Origin of the sequence: Streptomyces sp. NPDC048419, assembly GCF_043200415.1 — a bacterium.
In the GTDB taxonomy this organism is placed as follows: domain Bacteria; phylum Actinomycetota; class Actinomycetes; order Streptomycetales; family Streptomycetaceae; genus Streptomyces.
In genome coordinates, this window is record NZ_JBICXT010000013.1 from 250,950 (window position 1) to 269,009 (window position 18,060).

The 18,060-nt window shown below is 69.7% G+C and carries 15 protein-coding genes and 1 pseudogene; 13 read left to right on the forward strand and 3 right to left on the reverse strand.

What is annotated here, in order from left to right:
• The first annotated feature begins 6 nt into the window (after positions 1-6).
• The 6 genes and pseudogenes from ACGFYN_RS26840 (at position 7) to ACGFYN_RS26865 (ending at position 4,026) form a co-directional block, all read left to right on the forward strand.
• Positions 7-612 (forward strand): TetR/AcrR family transcriptional regulator, encoded by a 606-nt coding sequence (locus tag ACGFYN_RS26840; RefSeq protein WP_393868419.1) that lies wholly within the window; start codon positions 7-9, stop codon positions 610-612.
• Positions 613-888: 276 nt separating this feature from the next.
• Entirely contained in the window at positions 889-1,347 is a 459-nt protein-coding gene (locus ACGFYN_RS26845) for a spore-associated protein A (protein WP_393868420.1), read from the forward strand.
• 274 nt (positions 1,348-1,621) lie between these two features.
• Positions 1,622-1,726: pseudogene (locus tag ACGFYN_RS26850) on the forward strand (VOC family protein); the annotation flags it as partial.
• Between the two features lie 208 nt (positions 1,727-1,934).
• Positions 1,935-3,005 carry a ferritin-like protein gene (locus tag ACGFYN_RS26855; RefSeq protein ID WP_393868421.1) on the forward strand — a complete coding sequence of 357 codons (1,071 nt, stop codon included), beginning with the start codon at positions 1,935-1,937 and terminating at the stop codon, positions 3,003-3,005.
• 103 nt (positions 3,006-3,108) lie between these two features.
• Positions 3,109-3,453, forward strand: a complete 345-nt coding sequence (locus ACGFYN_RS26860; protein WP_393868422.1) for a hypothetical protein — start codon at positions 3,109-3,111, stop codon at positions 3,451-3,453.
• Positions 3,454-3,627: 174 nt separating this feature from the next.
• Complete coding sequence (locus ACGFYN_RS26865) at positions 3,628-4,026, forward strand: VOC family protein (protein WP_393868443.1); 399 nt, start codon at positions 3,628-3,630, stop codon at positions 4,024-4,026.
• Positions 4,027-4,039: 13 nt separating this feature from the next.
• Here the strand turns inward: ACGFYN_RS26865 and ACGFYN_RS26870 are convergent, their stop codons facing one another.
• The 3 genes from ACGFYN_RS26870 to ACGFYN_RS26880 form a co-directional block, all read right to left on the reverse strand.
• On the reverse strand, positions 4,040-5,062 hold the full coding sequence (locus ACGFYN_RS26870) for a TolB-like translocation protein (RefSeq protein ID WP_393868423.1): 1,023 nt from the start codon (positions 5,060-5,062) through the stop codon (positions 4,040-4,042).
• A gap of 91 nt (positions 5,063-5,153) precedes the next feature.
• Positions 5,154-6,488 carry an MFS transporter gene (locus ACGFYN_RS26875; protein ID WP_393868424.1) on the reverse strand — a complete coding sequence of 445 codons (1,335 nt, stop codon included), beginning with the start codon at positions 6,486-6,488 and terminating at the stop codon, positions 5,154-5,156.
• Between the two features lie 22 nt (positions 6,489-6,510).
• Positions 6,511-7,410 (reverse strand): glycosyltransferase, encoded by a 900-nt coding sequence (locus ACGFYN_RS26880; protein ID WP_393868425.1) that lies wholly within the window; start codon positions 7,408-7,410, stop codon positions 6,511-6,513.
• 286 nt (positions 7,411-7,696) lie between these two features.
• Here ACGFYN_RS26880 and ACGFYN_RS26885 point away from each other — a divergent pair, with 286 nt between their 5' ends.
• The 7 genes from ACGFYN_RS26885 to ACGFYN_RS26915 all read left to right on the forward strand — a co-directional run bounded on the left by ACGFYN_RS26885 (position 7,697) and on the right by ACGFYN_RS26915 (position 17,862).
• Positions 7,697-9,136, forward strand: a complete 1,440-nt coding sequence (locus tag ACGFYN_RS26885; protein ID WP_393868426.1) for a sugar transferase — start codon at positions 7,697-7,699, stop codon at positions 9,134-9,136.
• 23 nt (positions 9,137-9,159) lie between these two features.
• Positions 9,160-10,215, forward strand: a complete 1,056-nt coding sequence (locus tag ACGFYN_RS26890) for a Gfo/Idh/MocA family protein (RefSeq protein WP_393868427.1) — start codon at positions 9,160-9,162, stop codon at positions 10,213-10,215.
• A 44-nt stretch (positions 10,216-10,259) separates the two neighbouring features.
• On the forward strand, positions 10,260-11,234 hold the full coding sequence (locus ACGFYN_RS26895) for an NAD-dependent epimerase/dehydratase family protein (RefSeq protein ID WP_393868428.1): 975 nt from the start codon (positions 10,260-10,262) through the stop codon (positions 11,232-11,234).
• Positions 11,231-12,370, forward strand: coding sequence for a DegT/DnrJ/EryC1/StrS family aminotransferase (locus ACGFYN_RS26900; RefSeq protein ID WP_393868429.1), 1,140 nt, complete (start codon positions 11,231-11,233; stop codon positions 12,368-12,370). The genes ACGFYN_RS26895 and ACGFYN_RS26900 overlap by 4 nt, the downstream gene beginning before the upstream one ends.
• Entirely contained in the window at positions 12,367-13,077 is a 711-nt protein-coding gene (locus ACGFYN_RS26905; RefSeq protein ID WP_393868430.1) for an acetyltransferase, read from the forward strand. The genes ACGFYN_RS26900 and ACGFYN_RS26905 overlap by 4 nt, the downstream gene beginning before the upstream one ends.
• Positions 13,074-14,192: a DegT/DnrJ/EryC1/StrS family aminotransferase gene (locus ACGFYN_RS26910; RefSeq protein WP_393868431.1), complete on the forward strand. Its 1,119-nt coding sequence runs from the start codon at positions 13,074-13,076 to the stop codon at positions 14,190-14,192. The genes ACGFYN_RS26905 and ACGFYN_RS26910 overlap by 4 nt, the downstream gene beginning before the upstream one ends.
• A 115-nt stretch (positions 14,193-14,307) precedes the next feature.
• A complete protein-coding gene (locus ACGFYN_RS26915) occupies positions 14,308-17,862 on the forward strand; it encodes a DUF4082 domain-containing protein (protein ID WP_393868432.1) in 3,555 nt (1,184 codons plus the stop codon).
• Positions 17,863-18,060 lie beyond the last annotated feature (198 nt).

The following is an 18,060-nucleotide window of genomic DNA, read 5'->3' on the forward strand; positions in this document are numbered from 1 at the left end:
ACACACATGGCACGCATGCCGTCGGCGGAACGGCGCACACAGCTGACGGAAGCGGCGATACGGGCGATGGCCCGGGACGGCGTCGCCAAGACGACGACCCGGTCCATCGCCGCCGAGGCGGGCGTGTCCCTGAGCGTCTTCCACTACTGCTTCGACTCCAAGCAGGCCTTGATCGAGTCGGTCATCACCACCCTCACCGACCACTCCGTGACCGTGGTCAGGCAGGCCCTACGGCCCCGGGCCACCCTCGTCGAGACCGTCCGGGCGGGCTTCCAGGCCTACTGGGACCACGTCCGCGCCCACCCCGACGACCACATGCTCACCTACGAACTGACCCAATACGCCCTGCGCGAGCCGGGCTTCGAGCACCTGGCCCGACGACAGTACGAGCTCTACGGCGATGCCTATACCGAGCTGATCGGCGGCCTGCGCACCGTCATGAACCTCCAACTCAAGGTGCCCGTCCCCACGTTGGCCCGCTACCTGGCCGCCATGACCGACGGGTTGACCCTCAACTACCTTGTACTCGGGGACGAGTCCGCCTGGAGCGACATCCTGGACACGGTCACCGCCCACATCGCCGGGCTGGTCCAGCAGCACGACGAGGGGTGACCCTGAACGACGCCCACCGTAGCCGTTCTCGATGACATCAGGCATACGAATCAGGTCCCGTCCGACCAATCAGTCGGCGGCGTCCGGATGGCTCGGCCACCTCCCGTTCACCGAGCTGTTTCGGGCTGATGACATGTGGCACCAAGCCGTTGCAGTGAGGCGTGCAACGGGTGGGGTGGCCGGCTGGTCGTACTAGGCATCGGAAGCGGTGTCCGACCGGACGATGACCAAGTCCGGGGATGCTGGACCAACTTGAGCTCTGAAACGGGGAGAAACATGTCACGGACGAAGCGTGTGCTGCAGGGCGTGGTGGTTGCCGGTGCGAGCGCTGTCGCCCTCGCGACTCTCGCACCGACGGCGTCGGCTGCGCCCGCCACCACGAAGACCGTGGCGGCTACGGCGACGACGACTGCGGTGGCGTACAACGGCGCCTGCGGCAGCGGCTACAAGGTCGTCAACTCGACGGCGATCGGCGACATCGGCACGGCCTATCTCACCTACAGCTCCGCCACCGGCAAGAACTGTGCGGTGGCCGTCCGTAACGTCGCGGGTGACCCGGTGTACATGGACCTGTTCATCCGGCGCAGCAGCACCGAGATCTTCGACGACCAGGACGGCGGCAACTTCCGTTCCTACGTGGGCCCGGTCTATGTCAAGGCCGCTGGGTCCTGTGTCGACTGGTGGGGTTCGATGGGCGGGGTGTACTACGGCGAGTACGGCACCAACTGCGGCTGATCCTTTCGGCGTACCTCCGTTTGCGATCAATCCGATGCCTCGAGACGGAAACCTCCGTCCGGGGCATCGGCCTCTTCATGGTCGAATTGCTGGTCGAATTGCTGGTCGAAACGGAGTGTTCATAGCGGGTGCATGGCGTTGGACGGATGGTTCTGATGACCTTCGATCCAGCTCACCGCGCACCGCAGGCACACAGCACACCGAACGCCGCCCAGCTCGCAGCAGGAGAACCGCATGCCCAGCCGCCGCCGTTTCCTCACCGGCGCCGCGCCCGTCGCTGCGCTGCTACCTGCGCGACCCCGACGGCTATCTCATCGAGGTGGGTCGGTCCACCGGCCTGCTCAGGGGGATCCTGGCCGATCCGCCCGCGGACGCGTGACTTGGCGGATGTCACAGATCGTGGGGCTGTCCTGTCTTACCTGTTGATCGGACAGCATCGCGTACCCCGGCAGGCGGAGAGGCGCGTCGTGAAGACCGTGAGAGCCGGCGTACCCGTCCGGCTGTCCGAGTCGGACCGAGCTCACGCGCGCTCCGTGACCTCCCGGGTGCGCGGCCACCCCTTTGCGACAGCGGAAATGAGCACACTCATGGAACAAGCGGAACAGGTCGACATCGCCGCGGCGCCCGTGACCGCACGGATCGACACGCTCGACAGTCTTCGCGAGCACCTTCAGTGGGCGATCGAACTCGAACACGCCACTCTGCCGCCCTATCTCTGCGCCCTGTACTCCCTCGACCCGCAGCGGAATCCAGACGCCGCCCAGGCGGTGAGCAGTGTCTTCGTCGAGGAGATGATCCATCTCGCCCTGGCGGCCAACCTCCTCAACGCGGTCGGTGGGCAGCCACGCCTGGACCCCTCGACCATGCTGCCGAGCCACCCCCGGACGCTGCCCCACGGCGACCGCTCTCTGACGCTGTCACTGGTTCCGTTCGGGGCGCAGGCTCTCGAGATGTTCCTCCGCCTGGAGAAGCCGGCTCCGCCCGCCGCCCCGGCGGAAGGCGACGACTACGAGACGATCGGGCAGTTCTACGACGCCATCGAACAAGGGCTGCACCATCTGTGCGCCGAACTCGGCGAGGAAAAGGTCTTCTGCGGTGACCCGGCCCGTCAGATCACGGCCGGCCCCTTCTCCCACACCGGCGGACAGTTGAAGCCGGTCCTCGATCTCGCCTCGGCCCTCGCGGCGATGGAGGAGATCGTCGAGCAGGGCGAGGGCACGTCACGCGGCGAAGTCTGGGACGGCGACCAGGACGTCTTCCACCCCGACCGTGACGAGGTCGCCCACTACTACCGGTTCGAGGAGCTCAAGCTGGGCCGCCGATACCGGCGCGGCGACACCCCCGCATCCGGCCCCACCGGTGAGGCGATCGTGGTCGACCCTGACGGCGTCCTCCCGATGCGCCCCAACCCCCGTATGACAGACCACCCTTCGGGCGACCCGATCCGCACCGCGCAGGAAGGGTTCAACCAGACCTACTGCACCCTGCTCGATCAACTGGAGCAGGCGTTCAACGGCAGCCCGCAGATGCTCGGGGCAGGGATGGGCACGATGTACGCGCTCAAGGCACAGGCGCTGAGCCTGCTGCAGATGCCCGACGGAGACGAGACGACGGCCGGACCGACCTTCGAGTACGTGGCACCCGACACCCGGCGGTGAACGTCGCAGCCAGACCCTGGGCCCGTAGGCCGGTGGGTTCTCCGCCCGCCGGCCTGACGGCCGATGTCCCACGCGCGCTCGCAACCCTCTCTGGAGGTGCACCATGGACGCCGACAAGGAGGCCGCACGCGGCCTGAACGACATCGAGAGCTTCCTCTACCAGGAGGCTCATCTCCATGCCGCGCACCAGCGCGTTGAGGAGTTCACCGCTCGGGAAGAGGGGCTGACCCGCGGGCAGAAAATGGACATCGAGCGGTGGTACCTCGAAGAGCAGGCCTACGTCGCCCATATCGTGACCGCTCACATCGCCGCTCGGATCGGCGAGCTGGAGCAGCAGCACCGCAACCACCTCGGCCACTGGCTCCGCGGAACCCTGATCGGCATGGCCGTCATCACCGCGGCACTGATCACGACGTGCGTCACGGTGATCCTGGCCGTATCGCGCTGAAACGCGGCGCGTGCGCCTGAGCCCGGGACGAGACCGCCTCCACTGGGTGCTTTGAGTACGCGGCGTTTGCGAGGTCGGCCGGTATATGGGCCGCTTCGTCACCGGCAAGGTGGCCGGTGTGTGACGCCGGCCGGGAAGGCCTCTTTCGTGCTCAACAGCCCACCCGCGCACGGCATGCTGCACCACGTCGAGCTCTGGGTGCCCGATCTCGCCCGCGCGCGGGCTTCGCTCGGCTGGTTGCTGGAGAGGCTCGGCTACGCCCTCTTCCAGAGCTGGGACAGCGGGCGCAGCTGGCGGCTCGGGCCCACGTACGTGGTCGTCGAGCAGTCCCCGGCGCTGACCGCGGAACGGTACGACCGGTGCCGTCCAGGGCTGAATCATCTGGCCTTCCACGTCGAAGACGCCGTCGTGGTCGAGAACTTGGCGGCCGACGCGGTCCAGCATGGTTGGCAGCTGATGTTTCCCGAGCGGCATCCGTATGCGGGCGGGGAACGGCACTACGCCGCCTATCTGGAGAACGACGACGGCTTCGAGGTCGAGCTTGTGGCGATCGAACCGTCCGGGCGCAGCTGACCAGGCCTCGGGCCTACAACGGTGCCGGCGAAGAAGCCCCCGGGATCAACTTCCGAGGCGTTCCCGTGCCGTTCGCCGGTGTGCTCCACAAGTCCGTGCTGCCGACGTTGCCTTGGGACGGGAGGGCGTAGGCGACGGTTTTGTTGTCGAGCCAGGTGGCCTGGTCGTCGACGCTGTGGCGTTCGGCCAGGGGGGTTTCCTTCAGGGTCTTCAGGTCGAGGACGTATTCGTGCCAGAGGTCCGTGCGGGACAGGATCCGCTTCTTGAAGGCGACGCGGGTCTCGTCGGGGGACAGGGACGGGCACTCAACGTTCTCGATCAGCGTCGTGACCTTGTGCTGGGACAGCGAACCCCGCACCAGGTACGTCTTGTTGGCCGTGTTGAGCGTGGCGTAGAAGGTGTCGTCGTCGTGGGCGAAGGTGACGCCCCAGAAGTTGATGTCCGAGGCGTGGTAGGGCTTGCCGTCCTTGACGATGGAGAACGTCTCCAGGCTGGGGGTCAGCTTCATGGTGCGGGTGTCCAGGACGGAGGTCCTGGTGGAGAAGAAGGCCGAGGAGTACGACTCGCCGGAGACGAAGACGGTCCAGGCGACGAAGCGGCCGCTGGGGGAGACCCGGGCTCGGCTGGGTGTGCCCGCGAGCGCGTACGTGTGCCGGGTGCGGAGGTTCGAGTCCAGCAGCAGGGCGCGGTTGCTCTGCTTGAGGACGCCGGTGGTGGACTGCAGGCAGACGCCTGTGCCGGCCGCCGCGTAGAAGCGCGCGCACTTCAGGTCCGTGGCGGTGCGCTTGGCCTCGGGGTCGGTGGACGGGACCGAGGCGACCGCGGTGCGGTGCGGGCCGGAAGCCTGGTTGACGAAGGTCAGGCGGCTCTTCTGGTCGAGGGTCAGCCTGCCCGAGTCGACCGTGGGGCCGCCTGCCTGGGGCTTGTTGGCGCGGTCCGCGCGGGCGGCGGCGTGCAGCACGACGCCGGTCCCCACGCCCGCGAGCACCAGGACCGCCGCGACGAGTATGAGCAGGCGGCGGCGCATCGATGTCATCTGTGGGTCCCTGTGGTTCTTGTAGCGGTGGTGGTCTTCGTGGTGGCAGTCATCGTGGTGGCGGCCATCCGGCTGGGTCCGGGGGCCTTGGTCATCGGGTTCCGTCGGCCGGGCGTAGCACCACGCCTGCTACCACCGCACAGCACAACAGGCCGATCGCCGAGCCGGCCAGGGCCGGGCCGTCGCCCCACATGGTCCAGGCGGCGCCGAAGGCCAGGGAACAGCAGAAGCGCGCCAGCGCCTGGCTGGTGCCGACGATGGCCAGGCCGCTGGCGCGCAGATGGCTCGGGACGATGCCGGCGAGGGCGGCGGGGAGCACGCCGTCGGTGGCCGCGTAGAACGTGCCGTGCAGGGCGAGTACGAGTACCGGGAGGGCCGACGTGGCCGGGGCCCACAGCAGGAGGACGTAGGCGACGAGCAGTACCGCGTGCCCGGCGAGGAACACGGTGCGGCGCCCGATCCGGTCGGCCAGGGTGCCGAAGGGTACGGCCAGGAGCAGGAAGACGGCGGCAGTGCCCAGCGGCAGCAGGGGGAACCACTCCTCGCCGATGCCCGCGCGTCGTTGCAGGAGCAGGTAGACGAAGGCGTCGCTGACGGTGGTCAGGCCCAGCAGCGCGGCGCATCCCGCGAGCGCCCGCATCCGAGGCACTCGTAGAAGTGCCAGCGCTTCACGAACGCGAACGGGTGGCTTGCTCTGCGGCAGGCCCTCTCCCGCCGAGATACCCGTCCCGTCCGACGTGTCGCTCTGCTGCCGGCCGCCCGGCAGGACCGCCTCGTCCGAGACACCGCCCCGCTTGCGCCCCGGCACGAACAGCACCAGCACCAGCACCCCGAGCGCGGCGACACACGCGCTCACGCCGAACACCGCGTCGTAGCCGTCGACCGCCGCGCGCAGGATGAGGAATGCCGCGAGCGGGCCGAGCATCGCGCCTGTGGTGTCCATCGCGCGGTGCACGCCGAAGGCGCGGCCCTGCCTCTCGGTCGGTGTGGACAGGGAGATCATCGCGTCGCGCGGGGCGGTGCGCAGGCCCTTGCCGGTCCGCTCCAGCGCGAGGACCGTGCCGAGCGTGCCGATGCTGCCGGCGAGCAGGAGCAGCGGTTTGCACAGCGCGGACAGGCCGTAGCCGAGTCCCGCCAGGAGTTTGTGGTTGCGAATCCGGTCGGCGAGGTGGCCGCCGGTCAACTGGACCAGTGCGCTGACGCCGTTGTAGACGCCGTCGAGGGTGCCGAATCCCAGTGGACTGAAGCCCAGCGTGGTGACGAGGTAGAGCGGCAGGACGGCGGTGACCATCTCCGAGGAGATGTCGGTGATGAGGCTGACCGTGCCCAGGACGAGGACGACCGGGGCGACCTTGCGCCCCGGTCCGCGTCTTGGACCCTGGTCGGCGCCTGCCTTCGGCGGCGCGGAACGGTCGGTGAGATACAAGTCCTGCTCCCCGTGCGGTGGTTCAGTTCTGCTGCCGGCTGCTCTCGTCCCGGAGCCAGGTGCCGAAGTCCTGTGCCCGGATGGCCTTCCTGGCTCCTCGCCGGGCGGTGACCGCCGCCGCGAGGAAGACCACGACATTCGGGAGGAGTGTCGGCTCGCGGCGGAGCATGGCTTTCAGGTCTGCCGTACTCGTGCGCGCCGAGGCCGACGCCTCCCCCGGGGCCTCCGCCTCTTCCGAGCCCGAGCCCCGACTCCGCTCGCCCTGATTCTGCTCGACCTGAGCCGTCGACACAGCCGCCCGGATGCGCCTTCTGATCAGATCCGGCCATGTTCGCGGCGGTTGGATCACGACGGAGGCCGCGTCCACCACGCGGCGCTCCGCCGGCGTGAACGCCAGGGATGCGGCCAGGTCGTCCGCCATGAGCGGCGGCAGCGCGGCGAGGCGGGCGTGCCCGGCCTTGGAGACGGCGATGACGCCCCGGCCGAACAACCCCTCGCGTACGGCGGGGAGTTGCTGCCAGACCCGGTAGTAGGCGCGAACCCGCCATGCGCAGGAGGCGAGCGGAATCCGTCGTTCGGGGGCGGTGGCGAGGATGCCCGAGGCCTCGTCGTGCAGGGGCTCGGTCAGCGCCCGCACCTCGGCTCCCGTGATCACGACGTCGGCGTCCACGTACACGCGGGGGAAGCCGCGTGCCTGGTCGTCGCCCGCCCGCAGCGCGGCGTGCTTGGACGGGACGGGGATCTCCACCACGCGGACGCGCGGGCCGCGCTCGGACGCGACTTTCGCGGTCGAATCCGTGCAGCCGTTGCACACGACCAGGATGTCGGTGTCGTCCCCAGGGTCGGAATCGGCCAACAGTGCATCGAGGAGTCTGCCGATGACAGGCGCCTCGTTGTGGGCCGGGATCACAATGCTGGTCACGCGGGCAGTATGCCGCCGGTGTCGTTATTGCGACATGTGTTTCGTCCAACTGTTCCCGAGACTGAGTTACGTGGTCTAGATTGAGCTCCGCCGGACCGGTTTGGGTGGGGAACAGGTTCTTGACTGCATGTCACGGTGCGGCATTGTGAATGATTCTGATCAATCTGTAACCAGCGTGCTGGGTGCATGAGGCGGTTGGGGAACCGCTGACGCTCCCATCGCTTTCCAGTGCTGCTCTGTCCAGGGCACTTCGGTCAGGGGTAGCCGCGCACATGGTGGGGGGGGCATGGCCATTGAGGTCACGCATGAGCGAGCACAGGTGGAACACAGGCGTCCACAAGCTCGCCGAAGACGTTGGGAACACAAGTACCGACTTGCTCTACTGGTCGCGGACGGCTGCGCTGCAGCTGCTGCGGCCTTCCTGATCCACGCGGCCTACGGCCGCTGGGCGGTGGCCCTGGTGCTGCCCCCGACCTGGATCATCGCCATGTTCGCCCACCGCTCCTACGACCGCAGCGCCCTGGGCCTGGGGTCCGAGGAGTACCGACGGGTGCTGCGCGGTGCCGTCGCACTGCCGGCCCTGGCCGTGGTCGCGTACTGGGTGTTCACCCGCGATTCGGGCCTCCTTCATGACATGATCATGGCGGCTTTGCCCGTTGCTGTGATTGCGGTGGGGGTTCGCTACACGCTCCGCCGCAGGCTGCACAGACGCTGGGCGCGCGACCGGGACCGTAGCGTGACGCTCCTGGTCGGGCCCTCGCGCGGCGTCGTGGAGCTGGTCTCCGTGCTGAGGCGCGGCGGCGCGCAGGAGCTCCAGGTGGCCGGCGTCTGCCTGAGCGACCCGGAAAACGCCGCGGAAATACGGAAGTTGGGCCTCCCCTTTCTCGGTGGCATCGGGGGCATGAACGACGTCATCCACGCCCTGGGCATCAACACCCTGGTGGCGCTGCCGGTTCCCGGAGCCGACCCCACCGTGCTGCGCCGGATGTCATGGAGTGCGGCCGCACAGGGTGTCGACTTCCTGCTGGCCCCGGTGCTGACCGACGTGTCCGCCCCGCGGCTCGCGGTACGGCCCACCAACGGGGTGCCGCTGATGCGAATCAAGGCACCCGACATGTCCCGGTTCTCCCGGCTGCCCAAGGAACTGCTGGATCGTTCCCTCGCCGCCGGCCTCCTGCTGCTCCTCTCGCTGCCCATGCTGCTGGTGGCCCTGATCGTGCGCCTGGACAGCTCCGGCCCGGCCCTGTTCCGGCAGGAGCGGGTGGGCCGCTTCGGCGACCACTTCACCATGCTGAAGTTCCGCACCATGCGGGTGGACTCGGAAGCCCTGCGGGCGGAGCTCCAGCACCTCAACGAGAACAGCGACGGACTGCTGTTCAAGGTGAAGAAGGACCCCCGGGTCACCCGGGTCGGCTCGTTCCTGCGGCGCAGCTCGCTGGACGAACTGCCGCAGCTCATCAACGTGGTCAAGGGCCACATGTCACTCGTCGGCCCGCGCCCGTCGCTGCCCGAGGAGGTCGAGGAGTACACGCCGGACGTCAAGCGCCGGCTGCTCGTCAAGCCCGGCCTCACCGGGCTGTGGCAGGTCAGCGGACGCTCCGACCTGCCCTGGGACGAGGCCGTCCGGCTCGATCTCGGATACGTGGACAACTGGTCGATGGGCCTGGACCTGTCGATCCTGGCGCGCACCGGGTCCGCAGTGGTGCGAGGAACGGGGGCCTACTGATGGACCGAGGAAAGAGGAAGCAAGTGACGCAGACCACGGAGCCGTTGGGGGTCGCGGTCGTCGGGGCCGGCTACTGGGGTCCCAACCTCGTACGCAACTTCCAGGCCAGCGACCGCTTCCGGCTGCGCCGGCTGTGCGACCTCGACGTGGACCGGGCCAAGCGGGTCCTGGGCGCCTACTCGACGGTCGAGGCCACCGACGACTACGCGGCCGTCCTCGCCGACCCCGAGGTGGCCGCCGTCGCCGTGGCCACCCCGGCCGGCACCCACCTCGACATCGCGCTGGCCGCCCTGCGCGCCGGCAAGCACGTCCTGGTCGAGAAGCCGCTCGCGGCGACCTACGCCGACGGACTGCGTCTGGTCGAGGAGGCTGAGGAGCGCGGTCTCACCCTGATGTGCGACCACACCTACTGCTACACACCCGCCGTGGGCCGCATCCGCGAACTGGTCCGCGACGGCGAACTCGGCGAGATCCACTTCGTCGACTCGGTCCGCATCAACCTCGGGCTGGTCCAGAAGGACATCGACGTGATGTGGGACCTGGCCCCGCACGACCTGTCCATCCTGGACTTCATCCTCCCCGACCACGTCGAGCCGGTGGCCGTCGCCGCCCACGGGGCCGACCCGATCGGCGCCGGCCAGGCCTGCGTGTCCTATCTGACGCTCCAGCTCAACACCGGGGCCATCGCCCACGTGCACGTCAACTGGCTCTCGCCGACCAAGGTGCGCACCACCATGGTGGGCGGCTCCAAGCGCACCCTCGTCTGGGACGACCTCAACCCCGCCCAGCGCGTGGCGATCTTCGACCGGGGCGTGGACCTGGCCTCGCCGCAGGAGATCGGCGCCGACGAGCGCCGGGACATGCTCATCTCGTACCGCTCCGGCGACATGGTCGCGCCCGCGATCGGCGAGAAGGAAGCGCTGCGCAGCATGGTCGACGAGTTCGGCGACGCCATCCGGCAGGGCCGGGCGCCGCTGACCGACGGCCGGGCGGGCCTGCGGGTGCTGGACATCCTCGAAGCGGCCTCCCGCAGCCTCGAGTTCAAGGGCGCGGTCGTGGGCCTGCGCGCCGGGCGTTGAGCGCGACCGAGTCAGCGATGCAATTCCCTGAGAGGGCACAGCAGTTGAACAGCGTACGTGGCAAGAAGATCCTGGTCACCGGGGGAGCGGGCACCATCGGCTCCAACCTCGTCGACCTGCTGGCCGAGGGCGGCGCCCGCGAGGTCGTCGTCCTGGACAACTTCGTGCGCGGCCGTCGCGCCAACCTCGCCCGGGCCCTGCCCAGCGGGGTCGTCGAGGTCGTCGAGGGCGACGTCCGGGACGTGGAGACCGTACGGAAGGTCACCGAGGGCGCCGACCTGGTGTTCCACCTGGCCGCGATCCGCATCACCCAGTGCGCGGAGGAGCCCCGGCTCGCCAACGAGGTCCTGGTCGACGGCACCTTCAACGTCCTGGAGGCGGCGGCCGAGGCCGGCGTCGCCAAGGTGATCGCCTCCTCCTCGGCGTCCGTGTACGGCATGGCCGAGGACTTCCCGACGACCGAGCGTCACCACCCGTACAACAACGACACCTTCTACGGCGCAGCGAAGGCCTTCAACGAGGGCATGCTGCGCAGCTTCCACACCATGTACGGCCTGGACTACGTGGCCCTGCGCTACTTCAACGTCTACGGCCCCCGCATGGACATCCACGGCCTGTACACCGAGGTGCTCATCCGCTGGATGGAGCGCATCGAGGCGGGCGAGCCGCCGCTGATCCTCGGCGACGGTCTTCAGACGATGGACTTCGTCGACGTCCGCGACATCGCCAGGGCCAACGTGCTCGCCGCCGAATCGGACCTGACCGACGAGGTGTTCAACGTCGCCAGCGGCACGGAGACCTCGCTGAAGGAGCTCGCCGAGGGCCTGCTGGAGGCGATGGGCGCGACCGGTCTGGAGCCGGTGCACGGTCCCGCCCGCGCGGTGAACGGTGTGACCCGCCGCCTCGCGGACACCTCGCAGGCCGCCGGCCGGCTCGGCTTCACCGCGCAGATCGACCTGCGTACGGGCCTGAAGGACCTGGTCGAGTGGTGGCGCGCGGAGCGGGAGGCGGCCAAGTGAGCACCGACCGCATCCCGGTGATGATCCCCTGGCTCGGCGAGGAGGAGGCCAAGGCCGCCTCCGACGCCGTGCTGTCGGGGTGGGTCGCCCAGGGCCCGAGGGTCGCCGCCTTCGAGCAGGCCTTCGCCGAACGGGTCGGCGCCGAGCACGCCGTCGCCGTCAGCTCGTGCACCACCGCACTGCACCTCTCGCTCGTCGCTCTCGGCCTCGGCCCCGGCGATGAAGTCGTGGTGCCCTCGCTGTCGTTCATCGCCACCGCCAACGCCGTCCGCTACGTCGGCGCCGAGCCGGTGTTCGCCGACGTCGACCCCGTCACCGGCAACCTGACCCCGGCCACCGTGGACGCGGTGCGCACAGCGCGCACCGAGGCCGTCCTCGCCGTCCACCAGGGCGGCGTCCCGGCCGACGTGCACGCGCTGCGCGCCGCCTGCGCCGACTGGGACCTGCCGCTGGTGGAGGACGCGGCCTGCGCCATCGGCTCGACCGTCGGCGGCAAGCCCGTCGGACACGGCGCGCTGCTCGCCGCCTGGTCCTTCCATCCGCGCAAGCTCGTCACCACGGGCGAGGGTGGCATGGTCACCACCGACGACGCCGAGTGGGCGGTCCGGCTGCGCAGGCTGCGCGAGCACGGCATGAACGCCTCGGCGGCCGAGCGCCATGCCAGCGACAAGCCCATGCTGGAGAGCTACCTCGAGGTCGGCTACAACTACCGCATGACCGACGTCCAGGCCGCCATCGGCCTGGTCCAGCTCGGCAAGCTCGACGCGATGATCGCCCGCCGCAGGGAACTGGCCGCCCGTTACGAGGAGTTGCTGGGCGACGTTCCCGGCCTCACCCCTGTCCATGATCCCGCGCACGGGCAGAGCAACTTCCAGTCCTACTGGGTGCTGCTGGCCGAGGACTTCCCCGTCGGCCGGGACGACCTGCTCGCCGCACTCTCCGAGGCCGGCGTCTCCGCCCGGCGCGGGATCATGGCCGCGCACCTGGAACCCGCCTACGCGGAGCACCCGAGCGTGCCGCTGCCGGTCACCGAGCGCCTCACCCGCGACTCGCTGATCCTGCCCCTGTTCCACACCATGACCGAGGCCCAGCAGGACCGCGTCGTGGCCGTACTGCGCGAACAGGCCGGTAGATGAACGAACTTGTGATCGTCGGGGCGGGCGGCTTCGCCCGGGAGACCGCGCAGGCCGCGGCCGACTCGGGCGGGTTCAAGCTGCTCGGCCACCTCGACGACAACCCCGCCCTGCACGGCGTTGAGGTGGACGGCGTACCCGTCCTCGGCGGTTGCGACCTCGTGCACGAACTGCCCGCCGCCCAGGTGGTCATCTGCGTCGGCAACCCGAGGGACTACGCGGCCCGCGCCCGCCTCGCCGACCGGCTCGGCCTGCCCGAGGACCGCTACGCCACCGTCGTCCACCCGACGGCGGCGGTGTCGGCGACCTCCGAGGTCGGGCCGGGCTCGGTGCTGTTCGCGCACTGCGTGCTGACCGCGGCTGTGCGGGTGGGCGCCCATGTGGCCGTGATGCCGCAGGTCGTGCTCACCCACGACGACGTGGTCGAGGACTTCGCCACCCTCACCTCCGGCGTCCGCCTGGGCGGAAGCGCACGGCTGGAGCGCGGGGCCTACGTGGGCTCCGGTGCTTTGATCAGAGAAGGCACGACGATCGGCGCCTGGTCGCTGATCGGGATGGGGAGCGCCGTGCTCGGCGACGTGCCGCCGGGCGAGGTCTGGGTGGGGAGCCCGGCCCGGCGGCTGCGCGCGGCGGATGCGCCCGCGCTCGACCAACTCGCGGCGCGCGCACACGACGCCGCGCCGCATGCACTGGGGGGACCAGTCACATGAACCAGATTCCGCTTGTGGACCTCAAGGCGGCCCATGAGGAGGTCGCCGACGAGGTACGGGCCGGATTCGACCGCGTCCTGGCGGGCACCGCGTTCGTCGGCGGCGAGGAAGTGCGCCTGTTCGAGCGTGAATACGCCGACTTCGGCGGCATCACGCACTGCGTGGGCGTCGCCAACGGCACCGACGCCGTCGAACTCGCCCTGCGCGCAAGCGGTGTCGGCGTCGGCGACGACGTCGTGGTGCCCGCCAACACCTTCATCGCCACCGCAGGCGCGGTGGCCCGCATCGGCGCGCGCCCCGTCCTCGCGGACTGCCTGCCCGACAGCCACCTGCTCGACCCGCAGGCCGCACTGGACGCGATCACCCCGGCCACCCGCGCGGTCGTCCCCGTCCACCTCTACGGACAGATGGCCGACGTGACGGCCCTGACCGGTCAACTGCCCGACGGCGTACGGATCGTGGAGGACGCCGCCCAGTGCCAGGGCGCGAGCCGCGACGGCCGCACCCCCGGCAGCGGCACCATCGCGGCCACCAGCTTCTATCCGGGCAAGAACCTCGGCGCCTACGGCGACGCGGGCGCCGTCCTCACCGACGACGAGGAACGCGCCGGCCTGGTGCGCGCGATCGCCAACCACGGCGGCGTCGCCAAGTACCGCCACGACGTGGCCGGGTTCAACAGCCGCCTGGACGGACTCCAGGCCGTCGTCCTGCGCGCCAAGCTGGCCCGGCTCGCGGACGGCAACGCGGCCCGCCGGGCGGCCGCGGCCCGCTACGACACGCTGCTCGCCGGCCTCGCGGCGGCCGGCCGGGTCGTCCTGCCGGTGACCGCGGCCGGCAACGTCCACGTCTGGCACCTGTACGTGATCCAGGTCGCCGGCACCGACCGCGACGACGTCGTCGGCAAGCTCAACGCCGAGGGCATCGGCGCCGGAGTGCACTACCCCGCCCCGGTCCACCTCACCCCGGCGTACCGCCAACTCGGCCACAGCCGAGGCGATTTCCCGAACGCAGAGCACGCGGCGGACCGGATCCTGTCGCTGCCGCTGTACCCGCAGATCACCCCCGACCAGCAGCAGCGCGTCGTCGACACGCTCACCGACGCCCTCGCCGGCTGACGGTCCAAGAGTTCCACGCTCCATCACCGGCCCGCCGGCCGGTCCAGCACAGCACCGCTGAGAGGTACTTATGAAACGTTGGAGCAGACGGATCAGAGGGACCCGCCTCGCCGTCGTGGCGGCATTGATATTGGCGGTGCTCCCGCTGGCCGGGTCCGCACAGGCGGCGTCCGATCCGTGCGGATCGGGCTCCAACCCGATCGTGTGCGAGAACTCCAAGCCCGGCACCCCGAAGACCGACTGGTTCTCGCCCAACGCCTACGGCGACATCAAGGGCTTCACCACCAAGGAGAGCGTCCAGGCGGGTGACACCGTCCAGTTCAAGATCCAGTCGAAGACCACGTACAACGTCCAGATCTACCGGTTGGGCTGGTACGGCGGCGACGGCGCCCGCCAGATGTCGACCGCGGCCCAGGCGGCCGTGACGTATCCGGCCAACTACACGACGAAGCCCGCCAGTTGCACCACCAAGAACACCGGCCTGGTCGACTGCGGCAACTGGCCCGTGACCGCGAACTGGACCGTGCCCAGCGACGCCGTGTCCGGCCTGTACATCGCGAACCTGACGCAGACCGACGGCGACGGCCTGATGCCGTACCCCTTCGTGGTGCGCAACGACGCCAGCACCTCCGACGTCGTCGTGCAGACCAGCGACCAGACCTGGCAGGCCTACAACGACTACGGCGGCCAGGACCTCTACGGCGGCCTGGGCCCGGCGCCGGACGGCCGCGCCTACGAGGTCAGCTACAACCGGCCGCTGGACATCGGCGGCGACAACGGCATCTACGGCTCCGAGTACATGATGCTGGCCTGGCTGGAGCGCAACGGCTACGACGTCAGCTACACCTCCGGCGTGGACGTGTCCTCGGCGAGCGGCGCCACCCTGCTGAAGAAACACAAGGTGTACCTGTCCTCCGGCCATGACGAGTACTGGACGCAGAGTCAGTACTCCAACGTCCTGGCAGCGCGCAAGGCAGGTGTCCGGCAGGGCTTCTTCAGCGGCAACGAGGTCTTCTGGAAGACCCGCCTCGCGCCGAGCATCGACGGCACCAACACGGCCGACCGCACCCTGGTCTGCTACAAGATGACCAAGATGGAGCAGAACAACGGCATCGCCGATCCCAGCGGGACCTGGACCGGCACCTGGATGGACCCCGCCAGCAAGAACTACGGGCAGGACTACCAGCCGCCGAACATCCTGACCGGCTCCATGTTCACCGTGAACGGCTACCGCGCCGACGCCATCACCGTTCCCGGTTCGTACGGCAAGAACCGGATCTGGCGCAACACCTCCATCGCCAACCTGACCTCCGGCCAGACCGCGACGTTCCCGACGGGCACCCTCGGCTACGAGTGGGACAGCGACCTCGACAACAGCACCAGACCCGCCGGCGCGATCGACGTGTCGTCCACGACGGTCGACATCAACGACGCCAAGCTCCGCATGGACTGGGGCAACGTCTACGGCAACGGGACCGCGACGCACAATCTCGTCGAGTTCCGCGACCAGGACTCCGGAGCCCTGGTGTTCGGGTCGGGGACCGTGCAGTGGTCGTGGGGCCTGGCCAACGTCCCCACCTACAACCCCGATGACACGGTGGTCACCGAGGACTCCCGGATGCAGCAGGCGACGCTGAACGTCCTCGCCGACATGGGCGTCCAGCCGGCGACCCGGCAGAGCAACCTCGTCGCCGCGACGGCCACCACCGACACCACCGGCCCGACCGTCTCCGTGACGAGCCCGGCCTCCGGGGTCACCGTCCCGGCGCTGAAGCCGGTCACCATCAAGGGCACGGCCTCCGACTCCGGTGGTGTGGTGGCCCGCGTGGAGGTCTCCACCGACGGCGGCGCCACCTGGAAGGCTGCCACCGGTCTGACCTCGTGGACCTACACCTGGACCCCGACCAGCCCGGGCGCGGCGAACATCAAGGTCCGCGCGGTCGACGACAGCGTCAACATCGGCGCCGTCACCACCATCCCCGTCACCGTCGGCCCCCAGGCCTGCCCCTGCACCGTCTGGCCGGCCTCGGCCGTGCCCGGCACCGTCAACGCCGGCGACGGCAGCTCGCTGGAGCTCGGCGTCAAGTTCCGTACCACGGTGGCCGGTTCGATCACCGGGGTGCGCTTCTACAAGTCGCCGGCCAACACCGGCACGCACACCGGCAGCCTGTGGACCGCCTCCGGCACCCGCCTGGCCACCGGCACCTTCTCCGGCGAGACCGCCTCGGGCTGGCAGCAGCTGAACTTCGCCACCCCGATCAGCGTCAAGGCCAACACCACCTACGTCGCCTCGTACTTCGCCCCCAACGGCGGATACTCCTACGACGGCGGTTACTTCGACGACAGCGACGCGGGCCTGGCCCCGCTGACCGGGCTGAAGTCGGGCACCGACGGTGGCAACGGCGTCTTCCACTACGGCTCGAGCAGCGCCTTCCCGAACTCGCAGTCCTCGGGCAGCAACTACTGGGTCGACGTGGTGCTGGACACCTCCGCCGCCAGCACGACCCCGCCCACCGTCACCTCCACCTCCCCGACCTCCGGGGCGACCGGCACGTCGATCACGTCGCCGGTGTCGGCCACCTTCAGCGCGGCCGTCGACACCGACAACGTGACCTTCACCGTGAAGGACGCGGACGGCAGCACGGTGCCGGGATCGATCACGTATCCCTCGGCGAACAAGGTGACCTTCACCCCGTCGACGCAGCTGTCGCTGCACACCACCTACACCGCCTCGGTGCAGGCCTCCGATGTGTGGGGCAACGCGATGACGGACCCGGTGACATGGTCCTTCACGACCGACTCCACCCCGCCCGCGGTCACCTGCCCGTGCACCCTGTGGCCCGCCTCCGCGACGCCGGCCACGACCGATGTGACCGGTGACGCCAACTCCGTCGAACTGGGCACCCGGTTCACGTCCTCGGCGGCCGGCTGGATCACGGGCGTCACCTTCTACAAGGGCACCGGCAACACGGGCAACCACACCGGCAGCCTGTGGTCGGACGACGGCACGCTGCTGGCCGGCGGGACCTTCACCAACGAGACGGCCTCCGGCTGGCAGACGCTGACGTTCGCCACTCCGGTGGCAGTCACCGCCGGCACTCCGTACGTCGTCTCCTACCACGCGCCGAACGGCAACTACGCAGTGGACGGCGGCTACTTCAGCGGCGCCCACCAGTCGTATCCGCTGACCGGTACGGCCGACACCACCGCGCATCACAACGGGCTCTACCGCTACGGCGCCGACCCGGCCTTCCCCAACAGTTCCTACGGATCGGCGAACTACTGGGTGGGCCCCGTCTTCACCGCAGAGAACCCGAGTGCGTCCCTGGCGACGGCCAAGGCCTCGGAGGCGACCCTGTCCTCCGTGGCACACACCGCCGACGCGGCGAGCGCCCTCGTCATGACCGTGGACAAGTCGGCCCCGGTGTCGACCGTCAACGCGAGCGTGAGCATCGTGAAGGGCTCCAAGGCCGCCAAGCAGCTCCACGTGACGGCCGTCGTCTCCTACAACCGGGCGACCCACAAGGCGTCCGTCCACCTCTCCACCCCCCTGCCGGACGGCACACGGTTCACGGTCACGGTCACGGCGAAGGACAAGCACCGGCACACGGTGAAGTCGCACAGCTGGACCCTGACCAGCAAGACCGTCGTCAAGAAAAAGAAGAACTGACCCGTCCGCACCCACCGTCGGGGGGGGGGGGGGGGGGGGGGGGGGGGGGGGGGCCGGCGGGGGGGGGGGGGGGGGGGGGGGGGGGGGGGGGGGGGGGGCCGAGGGGCGGAGGGAGGGAAGACCCGTCGTCGCCCTGAATCCGGGCAAGCGGTTCGGCGTGCGCGTGTCGGGAAGCGCAGGCCTGGTGCGTGGAATGTG

Excerpts from the sequence above, each read along its gene's own strand:
- ACGFYN_RS26840 (WP_393868419.1), top strand. The coding sequence starts at position 7 with ATGGCACGCATGCCGTCGGCGGAACGGCGCACACAGCTGACGGAAGCG.
- ACGFYN_RS26845 (WP_393868420.1), top strand. The coding sequence starts at position 889 with ATGTCACGGACGAAGCGTGTGCTGCAGGGCGTGGTGGTTGCCGGTGCG.
- ACGFYN_RS26855 (WP_393868421.1), top strand. The coding sequence starts at position 1,935 with ATGGAACAAGCGGAACAGGTCGACATCGCCGCGGCGCCCGTGACCGCA.
- ACGFYN_RS26860 (WP_393868422.1), top strand. The coding sequence starts at position 3,109 with ATGGACGCCGACAAGGAGGCCGCACGCGGCCTGAACGACATCGAGAGC.
- ACGFYN_RS26865 (WP_393868443.1), top strand. The coding sequence starts at position 3,628 with ATGCTGCACCACGTCGAGCTCTGGGTGCCCGATCTCGCCCGCGCGCGG.
- ACGFYN_RS26870 (WP_393868423.1), bottom strand. The coding sequence starts at position 5,062 with ATGACATCGATGCGCCGCCGCCTGCTCATACTCGTCGCGGCGGTCCTG.
- ACGFYN_RS26885 (WP_393868426.1), top strand. The coding sequence starts at position 7,697 with ATGGCCATTGAGGTCACGCATGAGCGAGCACAGGTGGAACACAGGCGT.
- ACGFYN_RS26905 (WP_393868430.1), top strand. The coding sequence starts at position 12,367 with ATGAACGAACTTGTGATCGTCGGGGCGGGCGGCTTCGCCCGGGAGACC.
- ACGFYN_RS26910 (WP_393868431.1), top strand. The coding sequence starts at position 13,074 with ATGAACCAGATTCCGCTTGTGGACCTCAAGGCGGCCCATGAGGAGGTC.